This window comes from Lysobacter sp. S4-A87, assembly GCF_022637455.1.
GTDB lineage: Bacteria > Pseudomonadota > Gammaproteobacteria > Xanthomonadales > Xanthomonadaceae > Lysobacter_J.
Window position 1 is genome coordinate 2,836,559 of record NZ_CP093341.1, and the last position, 15,367, is coordinate 2,851,925.

13 protein-coding genes are annotated in these 15,367 nt (G+C 68.2%); 7 read left to right on the forward strand and 6 right to left on the reverse strand.

Annotated features, from left to right (window positions below; genetic code table 11):
• Window positions 1-320 precede the first annotated feature (320 nt).
• Window positions 321-1,487 (forward strand): hypothetical protein, encoded by a 1,167-nt coding sequence (locus tag MNR01_RS12720; protein ID WP_241918148.1) that lies wholly within the window; start codon window positions 321-323, stop codon window positions 1,485-1,487.
• A 63-nt stretch (window positions 1,488-1,550) separates the two neighbouring features.
• Here MNR01_RS12720 and MNR01_RS12725 read toward each other — a convergent pair whose 3' ends face one another.
• The 4 genes from MNR01_RS12725 to MNR01_RS12740 all read right to left on the reverse strand — a co-directional run bounded on the left by MNR01_RS12725 (window position 1,551) and on the right by MNR01_RS12740 (window position 7,825).
• On the reverse strand, window positions 1,551-2,294 hold the full coding sequence (locus MNR01_RS12725) for a rhamnogalacturonan acetylesterase (protein ID WP_241918149.1): 744 nt from the start codon (window positions 2,292-2,294) through the stop codon (window positions 1,551-1,553).
• Window positions 2,295-2,310: 16 nt separating this feature from the next.
• Complete coding sequence (locus MNR01_RS12730; RefSeq protein ID WP_241918150.1) at window positions 2,311-3,477, reverse strand: pectinesterase family protein; 1,167 nt, start codon at window positions 3,475-3,477, stop codon at window positions 2,311-2,313.
• Window positions 3,478-3,504: 27 nt separating this feature from the next.
• Window positions 3,505-4,857 carry a hypothetical protein gene (locus tag MNR01_RS12735; RefSeq protein WP_241918151.1) on the reverse strand — a complete coding sequence of 451 codons (1,353 nt, stop codon included), beginning with the start codon at window positions 4,855-4,857 and terminating at the stop codon, window positions 3,505-3,507.
• A gap of 142 nt (window positions 4,858-4,999) precedes the next feature.
• A complete protein-coding gene (locus MNR01_RS12740; protein ID WP_241918152.1) occupies window positions 5,000-7,825 on the reverse strand; it encodes a TonB-dependent receptor in 2,826 nt (941 codons plus the stop codon).
• A 211-nt stretch (window positions 7,826-8,036) separates the two neighbouring features.
• Between MNR01_RS12740 and MNR01_RS12745 the strand changes: the two genes are divergently transcribed.
• From MNR01_RS12745 to MNR01_RS12755, 3 genes are all read left to right on the forward strand, one after another.
• Window positions 8,037-9,047, forward strand: a complete 1,011-nt coding sequence (locus tag MNR01_RS12745) for a sugar kinase (protein WP_241918153.1) — start codon at window positions 8,037-8,039, stop codon at window positions 9,045-9,047.
• Window positions 9,034-9,669: a bifunctional 4-hydroxy-2-oxoglutarate aldolase/2-dehydro-3-deoxy-phosphogluconate aldolase gene (eda, locus tag MNR01_RS12750; RefSeq protein ID WP_241918154.1), complete on the forward strand. Its 636-nt coding sequence runs from the start codon at window positions 9,034-9,036 to the stop codon at window positions 9,667-9,669. Before MNR01_RS12745 ends, eda begins: the two co-directional genes overlap by 14 nt.
• A 172-nt stretch (window positions 9,670-9,841) precedes the next feature.
• Window positions 9,842-10,228, forward strand: coding sequence for an HU family DNA-binding protein (locus MNR01_RS12755; RefSeq protein WP_158732745.1), 387 nt, complete (start codon window positions 9,842-9,844; stop codon window positions 10,226-10,228).
• Window positions 10,229-10,347: 119 nt separating this feature from the next.
• Here the strand turns inward: MNR01_RS12755 and MNR01_RS12760 are convergent, their stop codons facing one another.
• Complete coding sequence (locus MNR01_RS12760) at window positions 10,348-10,950, reverse strand: nucleotidyltransferase family protein (protein ID WP_241918155.1); 603 nt, start codon at window positions 10,948-10,950, stop codon at window positions 10,348-10,350.
• Complete coding sequence (locus tag MNR01_RS12765; RefSeq protein ID WP_241918156.1) at window positions 10,947-11,927, reverse strand: XdhC/CoxI family protein; 981 nt, start codon at window positions 11,925-11,927, stop codon at window positions 10,947-10,949. The genes MNR01_RS12760 and MNR01_RS12765 overlap by 4 nt, the downstream gene beginning before the upstream one ends.
• 115 nt (window positions 11,928-12,042) lie before the next feature.
• Here MNR01_RS12765 and MNR01_RS12770 point away from each other — a divergent pair, with 115 nt between their 5' ends.
• The 3 genes from MNR01_RS12770 to MNR01_RS12780 all read left to right on the forward strand — a co-directional run bounded on the left by MNR01_RS12770 (window position 12,043) and on the right by MNR01_RS12780 (window position 15,359).
• Window positions 12,043-12,498 carry a (2Fe-2S)-binding protein gene (locus MNR01_RS12770; protein WP_241918157.1) on the forward strand — a complete coding sequence of 152 codons (456 nt, stop codon included), beginning with the start codon at window positions 12,043-12,045 and terminating at the stop codon, window positions 12,496-12,498.
• Between the two features lie 88 nt (window positions 12,499-12,586).
• On the forward strand, window positions 12,587-14,761 hold the full coding sequence (locus tag MNR01_RS12775) for a xanthine dehydrogenase family protein molybdopterin-binding subunit (RefSeq protein ID WP_241918158.1): 2,175 nt from the start codon (window positions 12,587-12,589) through the stop codon (window positions 14,759-14,761).
• A 10-nt stretch (window positions 14,762-14,771) separates the two neighbouring features.
• Entirely contained in the window at window positions 14,772-15,359 is a 588-nt protein-coding gene (locus tag MNR01_RS12780) for a hypothetical protein (RefSeq protein ID WP_241918159.1), read from the forward strand.
• Window positions 15,360-15,367: the final 8 nt, after the last annotated feature.

A 15,367-nucleotide genomic window follows, 5' to 3' on the forward strand; every position in this document is an offset into this window, starting at 1 on the left:
TTTCCCCTGGTGATGTCTCTTCGATGGAGTTGTATAGGAAACCGGTGTCATTGACAATCGGGGCCTACACTCGGATCACGACTCGGGGAGAGGCACGGATGGGGACGAAGGGGAAGGGGCGCGTTTTTCAGGGGCTTGGGCGTGGAATCGCAGTCACCGCACTGGCCCTGGCGATGGCCGGCCCCGGTCTGGCGGCCGATCCGGCCCCCGGCCCGGGCGTGTCCCAAAGGACAGACGCCGCAACGGCCGCGCTGGCCTTCCCCGGCGCGCAGGGCTGGGCCGCGCACACGCCCGGCGGCCGAGGCGGCCGGATCATTCGCGTGACCACCCTCGAGGCCTCCGGCCCCGGCTCGTTCGCCGAAGCGCTGGCGGCGAGCGGACCGCGCATCGTCGTGTTCGAAGTCGGGGGCGTGATCGACCTGGGCATGAAGGAACTGCGCATCACCGAACCCTTCCTGACCATTGCCGGCCAGACCGCACCGCAGCCGGGCATCACCTTCATCAAGGGCGGCCTGACCATCGCCACCCACGACGTGGTCGTGCGCCACATCCGCATGCGCCCGGGCGACGGCAACAAGCCCAAGTGGTCCGGCGACATCGACGCGATCACCACCGTGCGCGGCGCGCGCGACGTGATCGTCGACCACTGCTCGCTGACCTGGGCCACCGACGAGAACCTGTCGGCGTCGAGCACGCGCTTCTTCGGCGAGAGCGAGAAGGACTGGATGGATGCCGCTTCGCGCCGCATCACCTACAGCAACAACATCATCGCCGAGGGCCTGGCCAATGCCACCCACGCCAAGGGCGAGCATTCCAAGGGCTCGCTGATCCACGACCACGTCAACGACGTGCTGATCATCGGCAACCTCTACGCGCACAACTACGAGCGCAACCCGCTGTTCAAGGGCGGCGCGCGCGGGCAGGTGATCAACAACCTGATCTACGACCCGGGCCAGCGCGGCGTGCACTACAACCTGATCGCCGAGGAATGGCTGGGGCATCCGTACTCGCGCGGGCAGGTGATCGCGCGCGGCAACGTCATGCGCGCGGGCATCTCGACCGAGGAAGTGGCGTTCTTCAGCGTGGGCGGTTCAGGCGATCTGGATGTGTATCTCGACGACAACCTCGCCGTCGACCGCCTCGGTGCGCCGCTTCCGCAGCAGGGCCGCTACACCACGACGCCGATCAAGGTCGATGCCCTCAAGCGCCCGCCGGCGTTGCCGTTCGGCGTGACCGTGCTGCCGTCGGCGCAGGTGCAGGATGCAGTGATCGCCAATGCCGGCGCGCGACCGTGGGACCGCGACGATGTCGATCGCCGGATCCTCGCCGACACAATCGAGGGCCGCGGCCGGATCATCGACAGCCAGGAGCAGGTGGGCGGGTATCCGAAGCAGCAGGCGACGACGCTGGCCTTCGTGCCGGCGGACTGGGACCTGGAGACGATGGAGCCGCTGAAGCCGCTGCCGCGGCGTGCGCCGTTGAAGTAGCAGCCGCGCAACGCGTCGACTGAACGTCATCCCGGCGAACGCCGGGATGACGGTGCCAGTTGCTCACTTCAACGACTGCGCCACCGCCAGCCCCGACTGCCGCAACGCGAACGCAAACTCCTCCGCCATCCGCTCCGCGCCGGCCGGCGAGAAGTGCGTGTTGTCCTCCACGCCCTTCGGGTAGTTCGGGTTCCCGCCGGCCGCGACCCACAGGAACAGCCGCTTCGACGGCTCCACGCCGGTCTCCTGCAGCACTGCCGCGCTGCGCCGCTCCATGTCGATCAGCGCCACCTGCTCGCGCGCGGCCAGCGCCCGCACCAGGTCCGGGTACTCGCCGTGGCTGGCGAGCACGCGGCCGGCGTCGTCGAAGCGCCGGCGCGCCACCGGCGTCAGCAGCACCGGCGTGGCCTGCCGCGCGCGAACGTCGGCGACGAAGCGCGCAAGGTTGCGCTCGTAGTCGGCCGGAGGCGTGTAACGGTCCTTCTTCTCCACCGACTGGTCGTTGTGGCCGAACTGGATCAGCACCACGTCACCCGCCCGGGTTGCATCGAGCAGCGCCTGCCAGCGACCTTCCTCGATGAACGTGCGCGTGCTGCGGCCGTTCTTCGCGCGGTTGTCGACGAGCACCGTGCCGGGCTTGAACCGGGCCGCCAGGAACTCGCCCCAGCCGGTCTCCGGACGCTTCTCCGGCAGCTTTTCGGCCATCGTCGAATCGCCGGCAAGATGGATCGTGACGGGACCGGACGCGCCCGCAGGGGCGGCCACGGCCAGCATCGACAGGCACAGCGCCAGGCCGAGTTTCAGCATTGCAGTCTCACTCTCGTTACAGGTCGGGATGCCAGTCGCCGAGCACGCGCTCGCGCGAGTACAGCGCAAGTTGCTTCTGATCGAGCTGGCGGCGCGTGGCTGAGTCGTGTGCGCCGGGGCCGCGGCTGTCGTGCTCGAAGAGCCGGGCAAGTTCCGGTTCGAGCATCACGCGCCGGCCGTCGCGGCCGGTGTAGCCCATCGCGTCCCAGCCCTTTGCGTCGATATGCGCATCCATCCAGCACGACAGGTACACCGCGGCGCCCAGCGCATCCGGGTCGCCGTACTTGCCATCGGCGAACGTGCGGCCCGGCCGCCATGCGCGCCCGAGTGCCACGCTGCCGTCGGGGATCTGCGGGTCCCGGCTGAGGCGGCAGTGCAGGAACGTCAGTCCGTAGACCTGCGACGCCCGAGTGGACGGCACGGCCACGTAGCCCTGGCGGTCCTTGCCGGGACGGAAGCGCGAATGCAGGCCACAGTCCTCGAACAGCGCGTTGCCGCCGCCGAAGATGAAGTCGACGCTGCCGCTGATCCGGCAGTTGCGGAACAGGCTGCGCCCGGCATCGGTGAACAGCGTGTCCTGGTGGCCGATCAGATCGACGTCCTCGAACACGCAGCGGTCCGCGCCGGCATCGAGCATCAGCGCCACTGCCTGCGCGCCATTGGGTCCGATCGGTTCGAACTTCGGTGCGGCCAGGTTGCCGACATAGTCGAATGCGTTCTCGATCGCCAGGCGCTGCACGCGGAAGTCGGGTGCGCGCACAGTCACGCTGGCGCAGCCCCAGGTGCCCCAGGGTTCGCCGTCCGGGCGTTTCATGCCGGCGGCCGCATCGAAGGTGAGCATGCTGGCGCTGCGGTCCTCGCCGACGAGGTGGATGTTGGGGCGGTCGACCACCAGCTTTTCGTGCCAGCGCCCGCGCGTGACCAGGATGCGGAACGGCGAGCGTCCGTTGGCGGGAGCCGCCGCAATCGCCTCGCCGACACTGGCGAACGTGCGCACGCCCGGATGGGGCGTGCGCGCGACGACGGCATCGAACGGAGGCGCTGTGGCGGCAGCGCGAAGCGGTGAGATGGTCGCCACCGAGGCAGCCAGCGACGCCTGCAGCAGGCGTCGCCGTTGCATCAGCAGGTCATGTCTCTTGAATTCATGTCCCTTGAAGTCACGGTCCCAGAAGTCATCGCGCATGCAGCTCCGCTCCCCGACGGTTCGTGCTCACTTGAATGGTCCAGCCCCCAGGATCACCGTCAACGGCACCGACCAGGTCGGATCGATACGACGGTACAGCGTCGGCGTCCATGTCACGTTCGGCTGCAGCGGCGTGGCGCTGGTCGCGTTGAAGGCGGCGACCACGTCGACCTCGCTGTAGCGGGTGAATCCGTTCAGCAGCGTTCCCTGTGCCTGCAACGCGGTGCCGTTGAAGCGTTCCACGAACAGGTCCGGCGTAACCGCGACGGGCATCAGGAAATGGTTGTTCTGGGCATGGATCTGCCCCTCGATGCCGGCGCCCCAGCTGTATCCGTACGTCTGGGCGCCGTCCGGGGTCAGGCTGTACTGGTTGTTGTAGACGTGGACCTGGCCGTAACGCACCCGCGGCACGCGCTGGCCAAGGTCGTGGAACAGGTTGTGGTGCAGCGTCACGCGCAGTTTGCCGCGGTCGGCCACGGCACTGTCGGACGAGCCGAACAGCATCGCCTTGTCGTGGTTGGCCAGCAGGTTCCACGACACCGTCACCAGGTCGGACTCGTTGGTGACGTCGACCAGGCCGTCATGCACCTGGTACAGACGCCCGAAGTAGGTCGGCTGGGTGCTGTCGGCGGTGTCGATGTCGAGGAAGGCGTTGTGGTCGATCCAGACATGGGTCGAGTTGCGCACCGAGATCGCGTCGTACAGCGAGTTCCAGTTGCCTTCGGCGCCGTCGGTCGGTGCCCACTGCGGGAAGCAGTCGTAGGTGTCGACGAAACTGAGGTTGCGCACGATCACGTTCATCGGCTGATTGCCGCTGGTGCTGCTGGGACGGATGTCGACCCAGCCGCCGCGCAGGCCGGCACCGCGTCCGACGCCGACGATGGTGGTGTTGGCCGGAACGCGGATGCGCACGCGCGCCTGCTGCGCCGCGGCCGAGGCCACGCGCGCGCGCTCCAGCGGACCACTGGGATTGATGCGTCCCCACACCGCCGGGTCATAGGTGGCAAGGAAAGCGTCGAGCGAGTAGGGCGTGCCGGTCTGCGGATCGGGTCGCGCGTAGTCGGCGCAGGCCAGGGCATTGCCGGCGTCGTCGACATTGGCGTCGATCATGCCGGTGATGCGGATGATCTTGGGCGTCGGATCGGGGAAGGCGAGTGCCGCGACCAGCGCGTTGCGGTCGCTGACGTCATGGACGCGGGCGACATCGGCGGCCGAACCACCGGTGGTGCCCAGCGGCAGTGCCGCGGTGGGCAGCGATGCCCAACCGTCATTGGCGGGAAGTGCCTGGCGTTCAAGGGCCGGCGGCGGCGCCGCGATTACGCCCGGTGCGGACAAGGCCAGCAACAGTGCAGACAGCAGGACGGACTTGCGAGTGCTCATCGGTACCGCTCCTTCGTGGTGTGGACGGAGCGGACGTCGGCAGCGGAGGCGGCACGGCGTCCGCTGGTGGGACACGACATGCGACTGCGAAAGCAAAAACCCCTCTCCCGCTTGCGGGAGAGGGGCTCAGAGCAAGCAACGATCAGAACTTGTAGCGGGCGCCCACGAAGTACTGGCGGCCGGTGTGGTGGTAGACGGAGGCGCGATCGCCCACCGAGTCCACCCACTGGTCCTGGTACTCGTCGGTCAGGTTCAGGCCTTCCAGCGTCAGCTCGAACTGGTCGTTGATCTTGTACGAGGCCGACATGTCGAAGGTCAGCGTTTCAGCCGTGCCCTCGACGTCGTTGCCGTTGCGGCCCGGCACCGTGGTCAGGTAGTCGTCGCGGTAAGCCGCCGAGACGCGTGCGCTGAACTTGTCGCCTTCGTAGTAGAGCGTGGCGTTGTAGGCGTTCTTCGACAGGCCGGTCAGGTCGGTGCGCAGCGACGGCGCGCCGGTCGAGGTCACGTACTGGATCTTGGAGTCGACATAGGTGTAGTTGAGCTGCACACCGAAGTCGCTCCAGAAGCCCGGCAGGAACACGAACGGCTGCTGGTAGGTGAACTCCAGGCCCTTGAGCGGACCGCCCTTGCTGTTGATCGGGACGTTGAACTGGAAGTCGTCGTTGACCGTGGCGCCGGTACCGATCAGCAGGCTCTCCGGCAGGCCGGAGGTCGAGTACGGGCGGGTTTCGCGCGAGGTCAGCACGAAGCTGTCGATGTCCTTGTAGAACAGGCCCAGCGCCAACAGCGATTCCTCGGCGAAGTACCACTCGAAGCTCATGTCGACGGTGTCGGCGCGGAACGGATCCAGCATCGGATTGCCGCCGGTGACGACGCGGTTGCCGCCGCTGACATTGACCGTGACACCCGGCGTGAGGTTGCCCAGGCCCGGTCGTGCCATCACCTTCGATGCCGCCAGGCGGATCAGGAAGTCCGGCGTGATGTCGGCGACCAGGTTGAACGACGGCAACGTGTCGCTGTAGCTGCGCGAGACGGTGATCTGCTGCGCCGGGCCGCTGGCGGGGGTGGAGAAACCGGTCGAGGTCTGCTTGGTGTCGACCTGGCGCACGCCGAAGTTGCCGCTCAGCGGCAGGCTGCCGATCTGGGTGCTGAAGTCGGCCTGGACGAAGAAGCCCTGGTCACGCTCGACCACGCTGCGGTTGTTGCCCAGCACGGCCGGAACGCGGTCGCTGACGGCAAAGATGCCCTGGTCGCTGTAGATGTTGAAGACGCGGTTGAAGGCGTCGATGTCCGGGATCAGCCAGGTGTTGTCGCCGACGCCGCTGATGCCCTCCAGTCCGATCTGCTTGGTCAGGTCGGCCAGGGTGGTGCCGGCTGGCAGCGCCGGCACGACCAGTTCGGACGTGCGACGCTCCTCGCGGGTTTCGAACGTGTACTCCTTGAACTGGCCACCGGCCTTGAGGCTGAAGCCGTCGTTCAACTGCCAGGTGAAGCCGAGCTGGGCGTTGTCGATGGTGTTGTCGGCGAACTGCGGGCGCAGGCGGATTTCCGAACCCGGCACCGCGGTGGTGCCGTTGACGAAGGACCACTGCGACGGATCGTTGACGTCGAAGCCGTTGGTGATCACCGGCAGGCGGTTGTCGCCGCGGTAGTCGTAGACGTACCCCTGGGCGTTGAGCTTGTCGATCGTGATTGTGGTCTGGATCGGGTTCTCGAACTCGGACTTCGCCGTGCCAGCCTCGAAGTTGATGCTGAAGTCGTCGGTGATCTCGTGGTCGGCGTAGAAGTTGAACTGGGTGAACTTGGTTTCCAGCTCGTCGTAGCGCGCTTCCGAACGCACGTCGACGTTGTTGAACTGGCCGTACACCAGGTTGCCGCGACCGTCGATGGCGCTGTCGACCACCACCGTCTGCGGCTTGCCGGCCGCGCCGGCACGGCTGAAGGACAGGCCGTTGAGGAAGTTCTCGGTACGCGTGGCATCGAGGTCGGCGTACATCACGTCAAGACCCATCGAGGTCTTGTCGGTCGGGTCGAACTGCAGCGACGCGGTGACGCCAAGGCGCTCCTGCTCGTGCTCGAGCACGCCGTAACGCGGGATGCGCGGATGGAACACGGTGGCGCTTTCGGCCGCCGGCGTGCCCGAGAAACCGCCGTTGGCGTTGCCCGGATCCCAGCGCACGGTGCTGTGGCCTTCCTCGACCAGGCGGCGCTTGGTGTAGGCGACCGACACCAGGGCGCCGAACTTGTTGTCGAACCAGGTGTTGCTCATCAGCATGGTGGCGCGCGGATCGAGATCCCCGGCCAGGTCGTTGTAGCCCAGCTGCGCACCGGTGACGAAGGTGAAGCCGTCGTAGTCGAACGGACGCGCGGTCTGCAGGTCGACGGTGGCGCCGAGTGCGCCTTCCTCGATTTCCGCCGATGCGGTCTTGCGCACGGTGATGCTGTTGAACAGCTCGGACGCGAACACGTTGAAGTCGAAGCCACGGCCGCGGTTGGCGCCGCCGGAACTGTCGGTGCCGCCGGTGGTGGTCAGCGCCTCCATGCCGTTGATGCGCACGCGGGTGAACTGGCTGTCGAGGCCGCGCACCGAGATCTGGCGGCCTTCGCCGGCATCGCGGGCGATCGACACGCCCGGAATGCGCTGCAGCGATTCGGCCAGGTTGAGGTCCGGGAAGTCGGCGATGTCTTCGGCGACGATCGCATCGACCACGCCGACTTCGCTGCGCTTCTTGTCCAGCGCTTTTTCCAGCGCGCCGCGGAAACCTGTGACGACGACCGCATCGAGGTCGGTCGCGTCCTGGCTCTGCGGTGCGGCAGTATTGGCGACCGATTCGGTCGGTGCGGTGGTCTCATTGGACGTTGACGCATCCTGGGCAAGCGCGCTGAGCGCCGCCATCTGGAGCGCCAGGCCTATCGAGGCCGCCAATAAGGTAACCGGTGTCTTTTTGGTGGCACGCTGAAATTGCATAGGTTCCCCTCCCATATGACTAAGACAGCTTGTAAGGTGCTTGTTGACTGGCTTGCGACGCTTGCTATCGTGTTCCCGCGGTGCAAATGACACCGATGGTCAAAACCCTAACAAAAGGGACAGCGGTTGGCATGCTGCGGTGCGCCATAACCGGCCAGTTGTCGAGACAGTCGCTATCAATAGGGACAATTCCATCCTCCGGGAGCAGGGCGTGAGTCAACGGATCGTGTGTTTTGGGGAACTGCTGCTGCGCCTGTCGGCGCCGGGGCGGGAGCGTCTGCTGCAGTCACCGGGCCTGGAGGTCCACATCGGCGGGGCCGAAGCCAACGTCGCCGTGTCGCTGGCGCGCTTCGGCCATGACGCGGCCGTGGTCAGCACGGTGGCCGACAACGCGCTGGGTGAGGCCGCCGTCGGCGAGCTGCGCCGGCACGGTGTCGATGCCCGCAATGTGCGCACAGCGCCCGGACGCATGGGCCTGTACTTCCTGTCGCACGGCGCCATGCAGCGGCCGAGCGAGGTGCTGTACGACCGCGCCGATTCGGCGTTCACCCGCGCGACCGATTACGACTGGGATGCGCTGCTCGACGGCGCGGACTGGCTGCACCTGTCCGGCGTGAGCCCGGCGCTGGGCGCGGCCACCGCCGAAGCCACCATTGCTGCAGCGCAGGCCGCTCGCCGGCGCGGGGTCAAGGTGTCGTTCGACGGCAACTTCCGCGGCAAGCTCTGGCAGGCCTGGAACGGCGACGCCGCCGCGATCCTGCGCCGCATCTTTGCCGAGGCCGACCTGGTGTTCGCCGACCACCGCGACATCGAAGTGGTGCTGGGCAAGCGCAGTGCCGGCGAAGGCGAAGACGCCGTGGCCCAGGCCGCCGCGCACGCCTTTGGCGCATTCGAACACCTGCAATGGCTGGCCTGCACGCTGCGCAGCCAGCACAGCGTCGACCACCACACGCTGTCGGCGCTGATGGTGGACCGCGACGGCGTGCGCCATCGCGCACCTGCCTATGAGCTGGAGGCGATCGTCGACCGCATCGGCACCGGCGATGCCTTTGCCGCGGGTGTCCTGCACGGGCTGATGACCGGCATGGCACCGGCCGAACGGCTGCATTTCGGCCTCGGCGCGGCCTGCCTGAAGCATTCGCTGCCGGGCGACTTCAACCTGGTCGCGCGTGAGGACGTCGAGGCCTTCACCGCTCAGGCCGGCTTCCATGTCCGTCGTTGACGCCCTGGCGCTGCTGCGCGGCAGCCGGATCATTCCGGTCTACACGCCCGGCAGCGTCGCCGAAGCCGTGGCGGTGGCACAGGCGCTGCTGCGCGGTGGCATCGACGCGATCGAGGTGACGCTGCGCACGCCGGTGGCACTCGATGCGATCGCCGCGGTCGCCGCGCAGGTGCCGGGGATGAAGGTCGGGGCCGGTACCGTGCTCGATGCCGCGCAGATGCGCCAGGTGCAGCGCGCGGGTGCATCGTTCGCCGTCTCGCCGGGGGCGTCGGCGGAACTGCTGGCCGCGGCGCGCGACCAATCGATGGCCTACCTGCCCGGTGTTGCCACCGGCAGCGAGGTGATGGCGGCGATGGCTGCCGGCTTCGGCCTGCACAAGCTGTTCCCCGCGCATGCGATCAACGCGCTGGAACTGCTGGCCGCCTGGCGTGGACCTTTTGCCCAGGTGCGTTTCTGTCCCACCGGCGGTATCGACGCCGCGCGCGCGCCCCTCTACCTGCGCCAGCCCAACGTCGCATGCCTGGGCGGATCGTGGCTGACTCCTGCCGATGCACTGGCAAAAGGCGACTGGGATCGCATCGAAAATCTGGCGCGCGAGGCCTCCGCACTGTCGTCCGGCTGACCGACGGACGGCCAAAACAGGTCGCCGTGGCGGCCAATGGCGAAGAAAGTAGCGATTTCCAGTGTTTTTTTGCCTCTTACCACTTGGCGCCGCCTTTTCCTTGCCCTACATTCCGCTTGCCTAGCGGGGAAATCCGGGCACCCATCAACTAATCGAGTATTACGAGACACATATGGCGAAGACGAAGAAAGTGGCAAAGAAGGCCGCGCCGAAGAAGGCCGCCGCCGCCAAGCCGGCTGCACCGAAGCCGATCAAGGAAGCGCTGACCAAGTCGGGCCTGGTGGCGCACATCGCCGAGGCTGCTGGCGTTGCTGCCAAGGACGTGCGCGCTGTCCTGGCTGCGCTGGAAGGTGCCGTGCACGGCTCGGTCAGCAAGAAGGGCGCCGGTGCATTCACCCTGCCGGGCCTGCTGAAGATCACCGCCGTCAGCGTTGCGGCCAAGCCGAAGCGCAAGGGCATCAACCCGTTCACCAAGGAAGAAGTCTGGTTTGCCGCCAAGCCGGCTTCGGTCAAGGTCAAGGTTCGTCCGCTCAAGAAGCTCAAGGACGCAGCGGCCTAAGCCGTTGTGATCTGCCGGGATGCGGTGTGCGCAAGCCACCGCATCCTCTCCCGGCCGTCGCCTGCGGCGGCCGTGGATGAACTGTCCCGGGGCGCGATGCGCTCCCGCCGATCCGCACTCTAGCGATCGAGCAATCCCAAGCCCAACGCCGCCGTGACGTCGTCTTCGCGATCGATGTCCAGCTGCAGTTCCGGCGCGTCCATCCGCCACACCGCATCCGCCATCGCCGTCAGCTGCGCGCCCAGTCCGCGGTCGCCCTGGAGCTGCGCGGAGGCGTCCATCAGCGCCATCGAGACCACGGCCGGAATGCCGGCTGCGTCGCCGTGCGCGGTTGCCGCGCAGCCCGATGCCGCCGTGCCGGCACCGCGCAGCAGCGCCTGCAGGTGAGCCCCTTCGAGCGCCGGCTGGTCGCAGCCCAGCACCAGCACCGCACCGCCGAATCCCGACAACGCCGCTGCCGCGCGCTGCAGGCTGCCGGACAGCCCCAGTGACCAGTCGGGGTTGAAGACGATCCCGGCACCGAGCCCGGCCGCCGCATCCGCGACCTGTGCCGAGTCCGCACCCGTCACCAGCAACAGCCGTTGCGGCCGGGTCGCGGCAGCCAGCCGCAGCATGCGATGCACCAGTGTCTCGCCATCGCGGCGCAGCAGCTGCTTGGCACGCCCGAGGCGACGGCTGCCGCCCGCCGCGAGCACCACCGCGGCATGCGTCGCCTCGCTCACGCGCGACCGCCATGCAGGTGGTTGTGAAGCTGCGCGGCGATGCTCAGGGCGATGGCCTCCGGTCCGCTACCGCCCAGCGCCAGCCCGACCGGCGAATGCAGGCGCGGCATCAGTGCATCGCGGACCGAAGACGGCAATACGCGGAACAGGTCTTCGCGACGCCGCACCGGACCGAGCAGGCCGACGAAGCCGATCGCGCTGTCCGCCAGCGCCGCCAAGGCTTCGCGATCGAGTTCGAAATGGTGGTGCATCACCAGCGCTGCATCGAACTGGCCATCGGCTGCAGGCAACACCTGAGCCGGCGACTGGGCCACGGTGACGTCGGCAGAGGCGGCGGCGGATTGCCAGCGAGGGCGACGTTCCACCACCGTGGTGGTGGCGCCGATCAGGCGCAGCATCGGCAACAGCAGCGCCGTCTCCGGGCCGGCGCCGAGCAGCAGCACCGACGGCGGCCGCGCGATGCTGAGCGTCCACGCAGGCGGCACATCCGGCCACGGCACGCCGGCGGCCTTGAAGCGGTGCCGGCCCTGCTGCGTACCGACGCTGGCAGCAAGCGCACCGGAAGGATCCAGGGTGACCTCGAACGCTCCCTGCCGCGAGCGCCAGGCAGTGATCAGCGCCGGCCACGGCGCCAGCGTCGCCAGCGGCAGCAGTGCGATCCGCAGCCGACCACGGCAGCCGACGGCGGATCCGGAAAGCAGGTCTTCGTCGTTGCGCGTGTCGATCTCCAGCCACTGGATCATCTGCGTTCGCACCGCCTCGTCGGCGCGCAGCGCGATCTCGGGCTCCAGGCAACCGCCGCTGAGCCAGCCGACCTGGCGGCCTTCGCTGCCGAACAGTGCCAGCGCCCCGGCATGGACGTAGGTGGAGCCCGACGTCTCCAGCACCACGGCAAGGGCCGCCGGCTCGCCGTGGGCGATCGCGTTGGCAGCGGCTTCGAGCACGCCACGGGTGGCGCCAGGCAGGAAGGTGTCCATGGCGCGAGTCTAGAGCCAGTCCGGTCGCGCTTGCCGTGATCGCCGCTCCTGCACGCCGTCCAAGCAGGGGCGGTGCTAGGCTGCCCCGGTCCCCAGCCGCCGCAAGGGAATGGCCATGAAGTTGCTAGTCAACGGCAGCGAACACGAAGTCACCGCACCGGCCGCCATGCCGCTGCTGTGGGTGCTGCGCGATCTACTCCACCTCACCGGCACCAAGTTCGGCTGCGGCATCGCCCAGTGCGGCGCCTGCACGGTGCACGTCGACGGCGCACCGCGACGCGCCTGCGTCACGCCCGTGGCGAGCGTCGAAGGCAAGCAGATCACCACGATCGAAGGCCTGTCGAAGGACGGCTCGCACCCGGTGCAGCGTGCCTGGGCCGAACTCGATGTCGTCCAGTGCGGCTACTGCCAGTCCGGCCAGATCATGTCGGCGGCGGCGCTGCTGGCGAAGGTACCTGCGCCTACCGACACCGACATCGACCAGGCGCTGTCGGGAAACATCTGCCGCTGCGGCACCTACCAGCGCATCCGCGCGGCGGTGCATCGCGCCGCCGACCTCGACAAGGCGTGACCCTGGCCCTGCCTCCCATCGGGAGCAGATCCAGGTGTTGGACAGCACAACCGCAAGCCAAGCTTCCGGAGATCCCATGAACGCCGCGATGCAAGCATCCCGTCGTCGTTTCCTGAAGGCCAGCGCCGCCGCAGGTGCGGGCCTGGTCGTCGCCTTCGTCATCCCGGCGGCCAGTCGTTTCGCGATGGCCGGCCCCGAGGCGGCCGCCGTACCCGTGTTCGCGCCAAATGCATTCCTGCGCGTGGGCACCGACGACGCGGTGACCGTGCTGGTCTCGCACTCGGAAATGGGCCAGGGCATCTGGACCGGCCTGGCGATGCTGATCGCCGAGGAACTCGATGCCGACTGGTCGAAGGTCAGGGTCGAGCACGCACCGGCCGCACCGGCCTATGCACACACTGCGTTCGGCATGCAGATGACGGGCGGCTCGACTTCGACCTGGTCCGAGTTCGACCGCTACCGGCAGGCCGGCGCCACCGCTCGCGCGCTGCTGGTGGCCGCTGCCGCGCAGCGCTTCGGCGTGCCGGTCGACCAGGTCCGCACCGAGAATGGCGTGGCCATCGCCGGTGACCAGCGTGCGCGCTACGGCGAGCTCGCGCAGGCCGCCGCGCAACTGCAGGTGCCGCCGGCGGTGGCATTGAAGGACGCCAAGGACTGGAAGTTGATCGGCCACCCGACCAAGCGCCTGGACACACCGGAGAAGATCACCGGCCGCGCGCAGTTCGGCATGGACGTGCAGTTCGACGGCCTGCTGACGGCGCTGGTCGCACGTGCGCCGGTGTTCGGCGGCACGGTGAAGTCGTTCGACGCCACCGCGGCGAAGGCCGTGCCTGGCGTGCGCAACGTGGTGCAGGTGCCCAGCGGCGTAGCCGTCATTGCCGACCACTTCTGGGCGGCCAAGCTCGGCCGCGATGCCCTGCGCATCGATTGGGACCTGGGGCCGTATGCAGCGCTCGACACTGCCACCCTGCGCGAACAGTTCCGCGCGCTCGCCGCCGGCGCAGGCGCCGTCGCCAGCACGGCCGGCGATGCCAGGGCCGGCGTGGCGAAGGCGGCGCGCACGCTGGAGGCCGAGTACCACGTGCCGTACCTGGCGCACGCGCCGATGGAGCCGCTCAACTGCACGGTGAAGATCGATGCCGAGGGCTGCGAAATCTGGACCGGCACGCAGTTCCAGACCATCGACCAGCAGGTTGCGGCGAAGATCACCGGACTCAAGCCCGAGCAGGTGCAGATCCACACCACCTTCCTCGGCGGCGGCTTCGGCCGGCGCGCGACGCCGACGTCCGATTTCGTCAGCGAGGCGGTGGAAGTGGCCAAGGCCGCCGGCGCGGCGGTCAAGACCGTCTGGACGCGCGAAGACGACGTGCGCGGCGGCTACTACCGGCCGATGTACGTGCAGCAGGCGCGCATCGGCCTCGACGCGCAGGGCATGCCGGTGGCCTGGCACCACGTCCTGGTCGGCCAGTCGATCCTCGCCGGCACCCCGTTCGAGGCGATGATGGTCAAGAACGGCATCGACGCGACCTCGGTGGAGGGCGTCGCCGATTCGCCCTACCTGAAGGCCATCGCCGATCATCGCGTCGAACTGCATTCGCCGCGCACCGGCATACCGGTGCTGTGGTGGCGGTCGGTCGGGCACAGCTACAACGCCTTCGTCATGGAGAGCCTGATCGACGAACTGGCGCACGCAGCCGGCAAGGATCCGGTCGAGTACCGCCGCACCCTGCTCAAGGACCATCCGCGCCACCTCGCCGCGCTGAACCTGGTCGCGGAGAAATCCGGCTGGGGCACGCCGCTGCCGAAGGGACGCGGGCGCGGCGTCGCCGTGCACGAATCGTTCGGCAGCTACCTGGCACAGGTTGCCGAAGTCTCGGTCGAGAACGGCGCGATCCGCGTCCATCGGGTCGTGTGCGCGATCGACTGCGGACTGGCGGTCAACCCCGAAGGCGTGCGCGCGCAGATGGAGTCGGGCATCGCTTTCGGACTGGGCGCCGCGCTGCACAGCGCGGTGACCTTCAAGGACGGCCACGTGCAGGAGTCGAACTACCAGGACTACCAGGTGTTGCGCTTGAACGAGATGCCGAACATCGAAGCGCACATCGTCGCCAGCAGCGAGAAGATGGGCGGTGCCGGCGAACCGGGCACCGCACCGGTCGCACCGGCCGTTGCCAACGCCGTGTTCGCCCTGACCGGCCAGCGCCTGCGCGAACTGCCGTTGCGCCTGGCCGATGCCTCCGCTCCAGCCGCGCCGACTACCTGAGGAGCCGACCATGCGTCCCGCTATCGCATCGTTGCTCGTGTCGATGCTCGTCGTATCGGCCACCGCCTGTGCGCCGAAGGTGAGTCCGGAGCAGACAGCCCAGGGCGTTGCCGCCTTCGCCACCATCGAGAAGGTGTTCCAGCACCCGCGCTGCAGCAACTGCCACATCCCCGGCGACCAGCCGCTGCAATTCGACGCGCAGACGCCGCACACGATGAACGTCGTGCGCGGACCCGAAGGCAAGGGCGCAGCGGGCCTGCCGTGCGCGAGCTGCCACGGCGAGGCCAACCTGCCGGCGAGCTATGGACCGAACGCACCACCGGGCGCGCCGCACTGGTCGTTGCCACCGCCGGATCACCGGATGGCGTGGATTGGCCTGCCTGCCGCGCAGCTGTGCGAGATGATCAAGGATCGCAAGAGCAACGGCGACCGCGACTTCAATGCACTGTTCAAGCACGTCGCCGAGGACAAGCTGGTGCTGTGGGGCTGGGCGCCCGGCGGCAACCGCGCGCCGGTGCCGGTGCCGCACGACCAGTTCGTGCTGGCGTTCAAGACCTGGATCGATGCCGGCGGGCCGTGCCCCGAAGCAAAGGGCTAGCGCATCGC

Bases quoted from the DNA above. Each gene is read 5' to 3' on its own strand.
- MNR01_RS12725 (WP_241918149.1), bottom strand. From the start codon at position 2,294: ATGCTGAAACTCGGCCTGGCGCTGTGCCTGTCGATGCTGGCCGTGGCC.
- MNR01_RS12755 (WP_158732745.1), top strand. From the start codon at position 9,842: ATGGCGAAGACGAAGAAAGTGGCAAAGAAGGCCGCGCCGAAGAAGGCC.
- MNR01_RS12765 (WP_241918156.1), bottom strand. From the start codon at position 11,927: ATGGACACCTTCCTGCCTGGCGCCACCCGTGGCGTGCTCGAAGCCGCT.
- MNR01_RS12780 (WP_241918159.1), top strand. From the start codon at position 14,772: ATGCGTCCCGCTATCGCATCGTTGCTCGTGTCGATGCTCGTCGTATCG.
- MNR01_RS12735 (WP_241918151.1), bottom strand. From the start codon at position 4,857: ATGAGCACTCGCAAGTCCGTCCTGCTGTCTGCACTGTTGCTGGCCTTG.
- MNR01_RS12775 (WP_241918158.1), top strand. From the start codon at position 12,587: ATGCAAGCATCCCGTCGTCGTTTCCTGAAGGCCAGCGCCGCCGCAGGT.
- MNR01_RS12730 (WP_241918150.1), bottom strand. From the start codon at position 3,477: ATGCGCGATGACTTCTGGGACCGTGACTTCAAGGGACATGAATTCAAG.
- MNR01_RS12770 (WP_241918157.1), top strand. From the start codon at position 12,043: ATGAAGTTGCTAGTCAACGGCAGCGAACACGAAGTCACCGCACCGGCC.
- MNR01_RS12740 (WP_241918152.1), bottom strand. From the start codon at position 7,825: ATGCAATTTCAGCGTGCCACCAAAAAGACACCGGTTACCTTATTGGCG.
- eda (WP_241918154.1), top strand. From the start codon at position 9,034: ATGTCCGTCGTTGACGCCCTGGCGCTGCTGCGCGGCAGCCGGATCATT.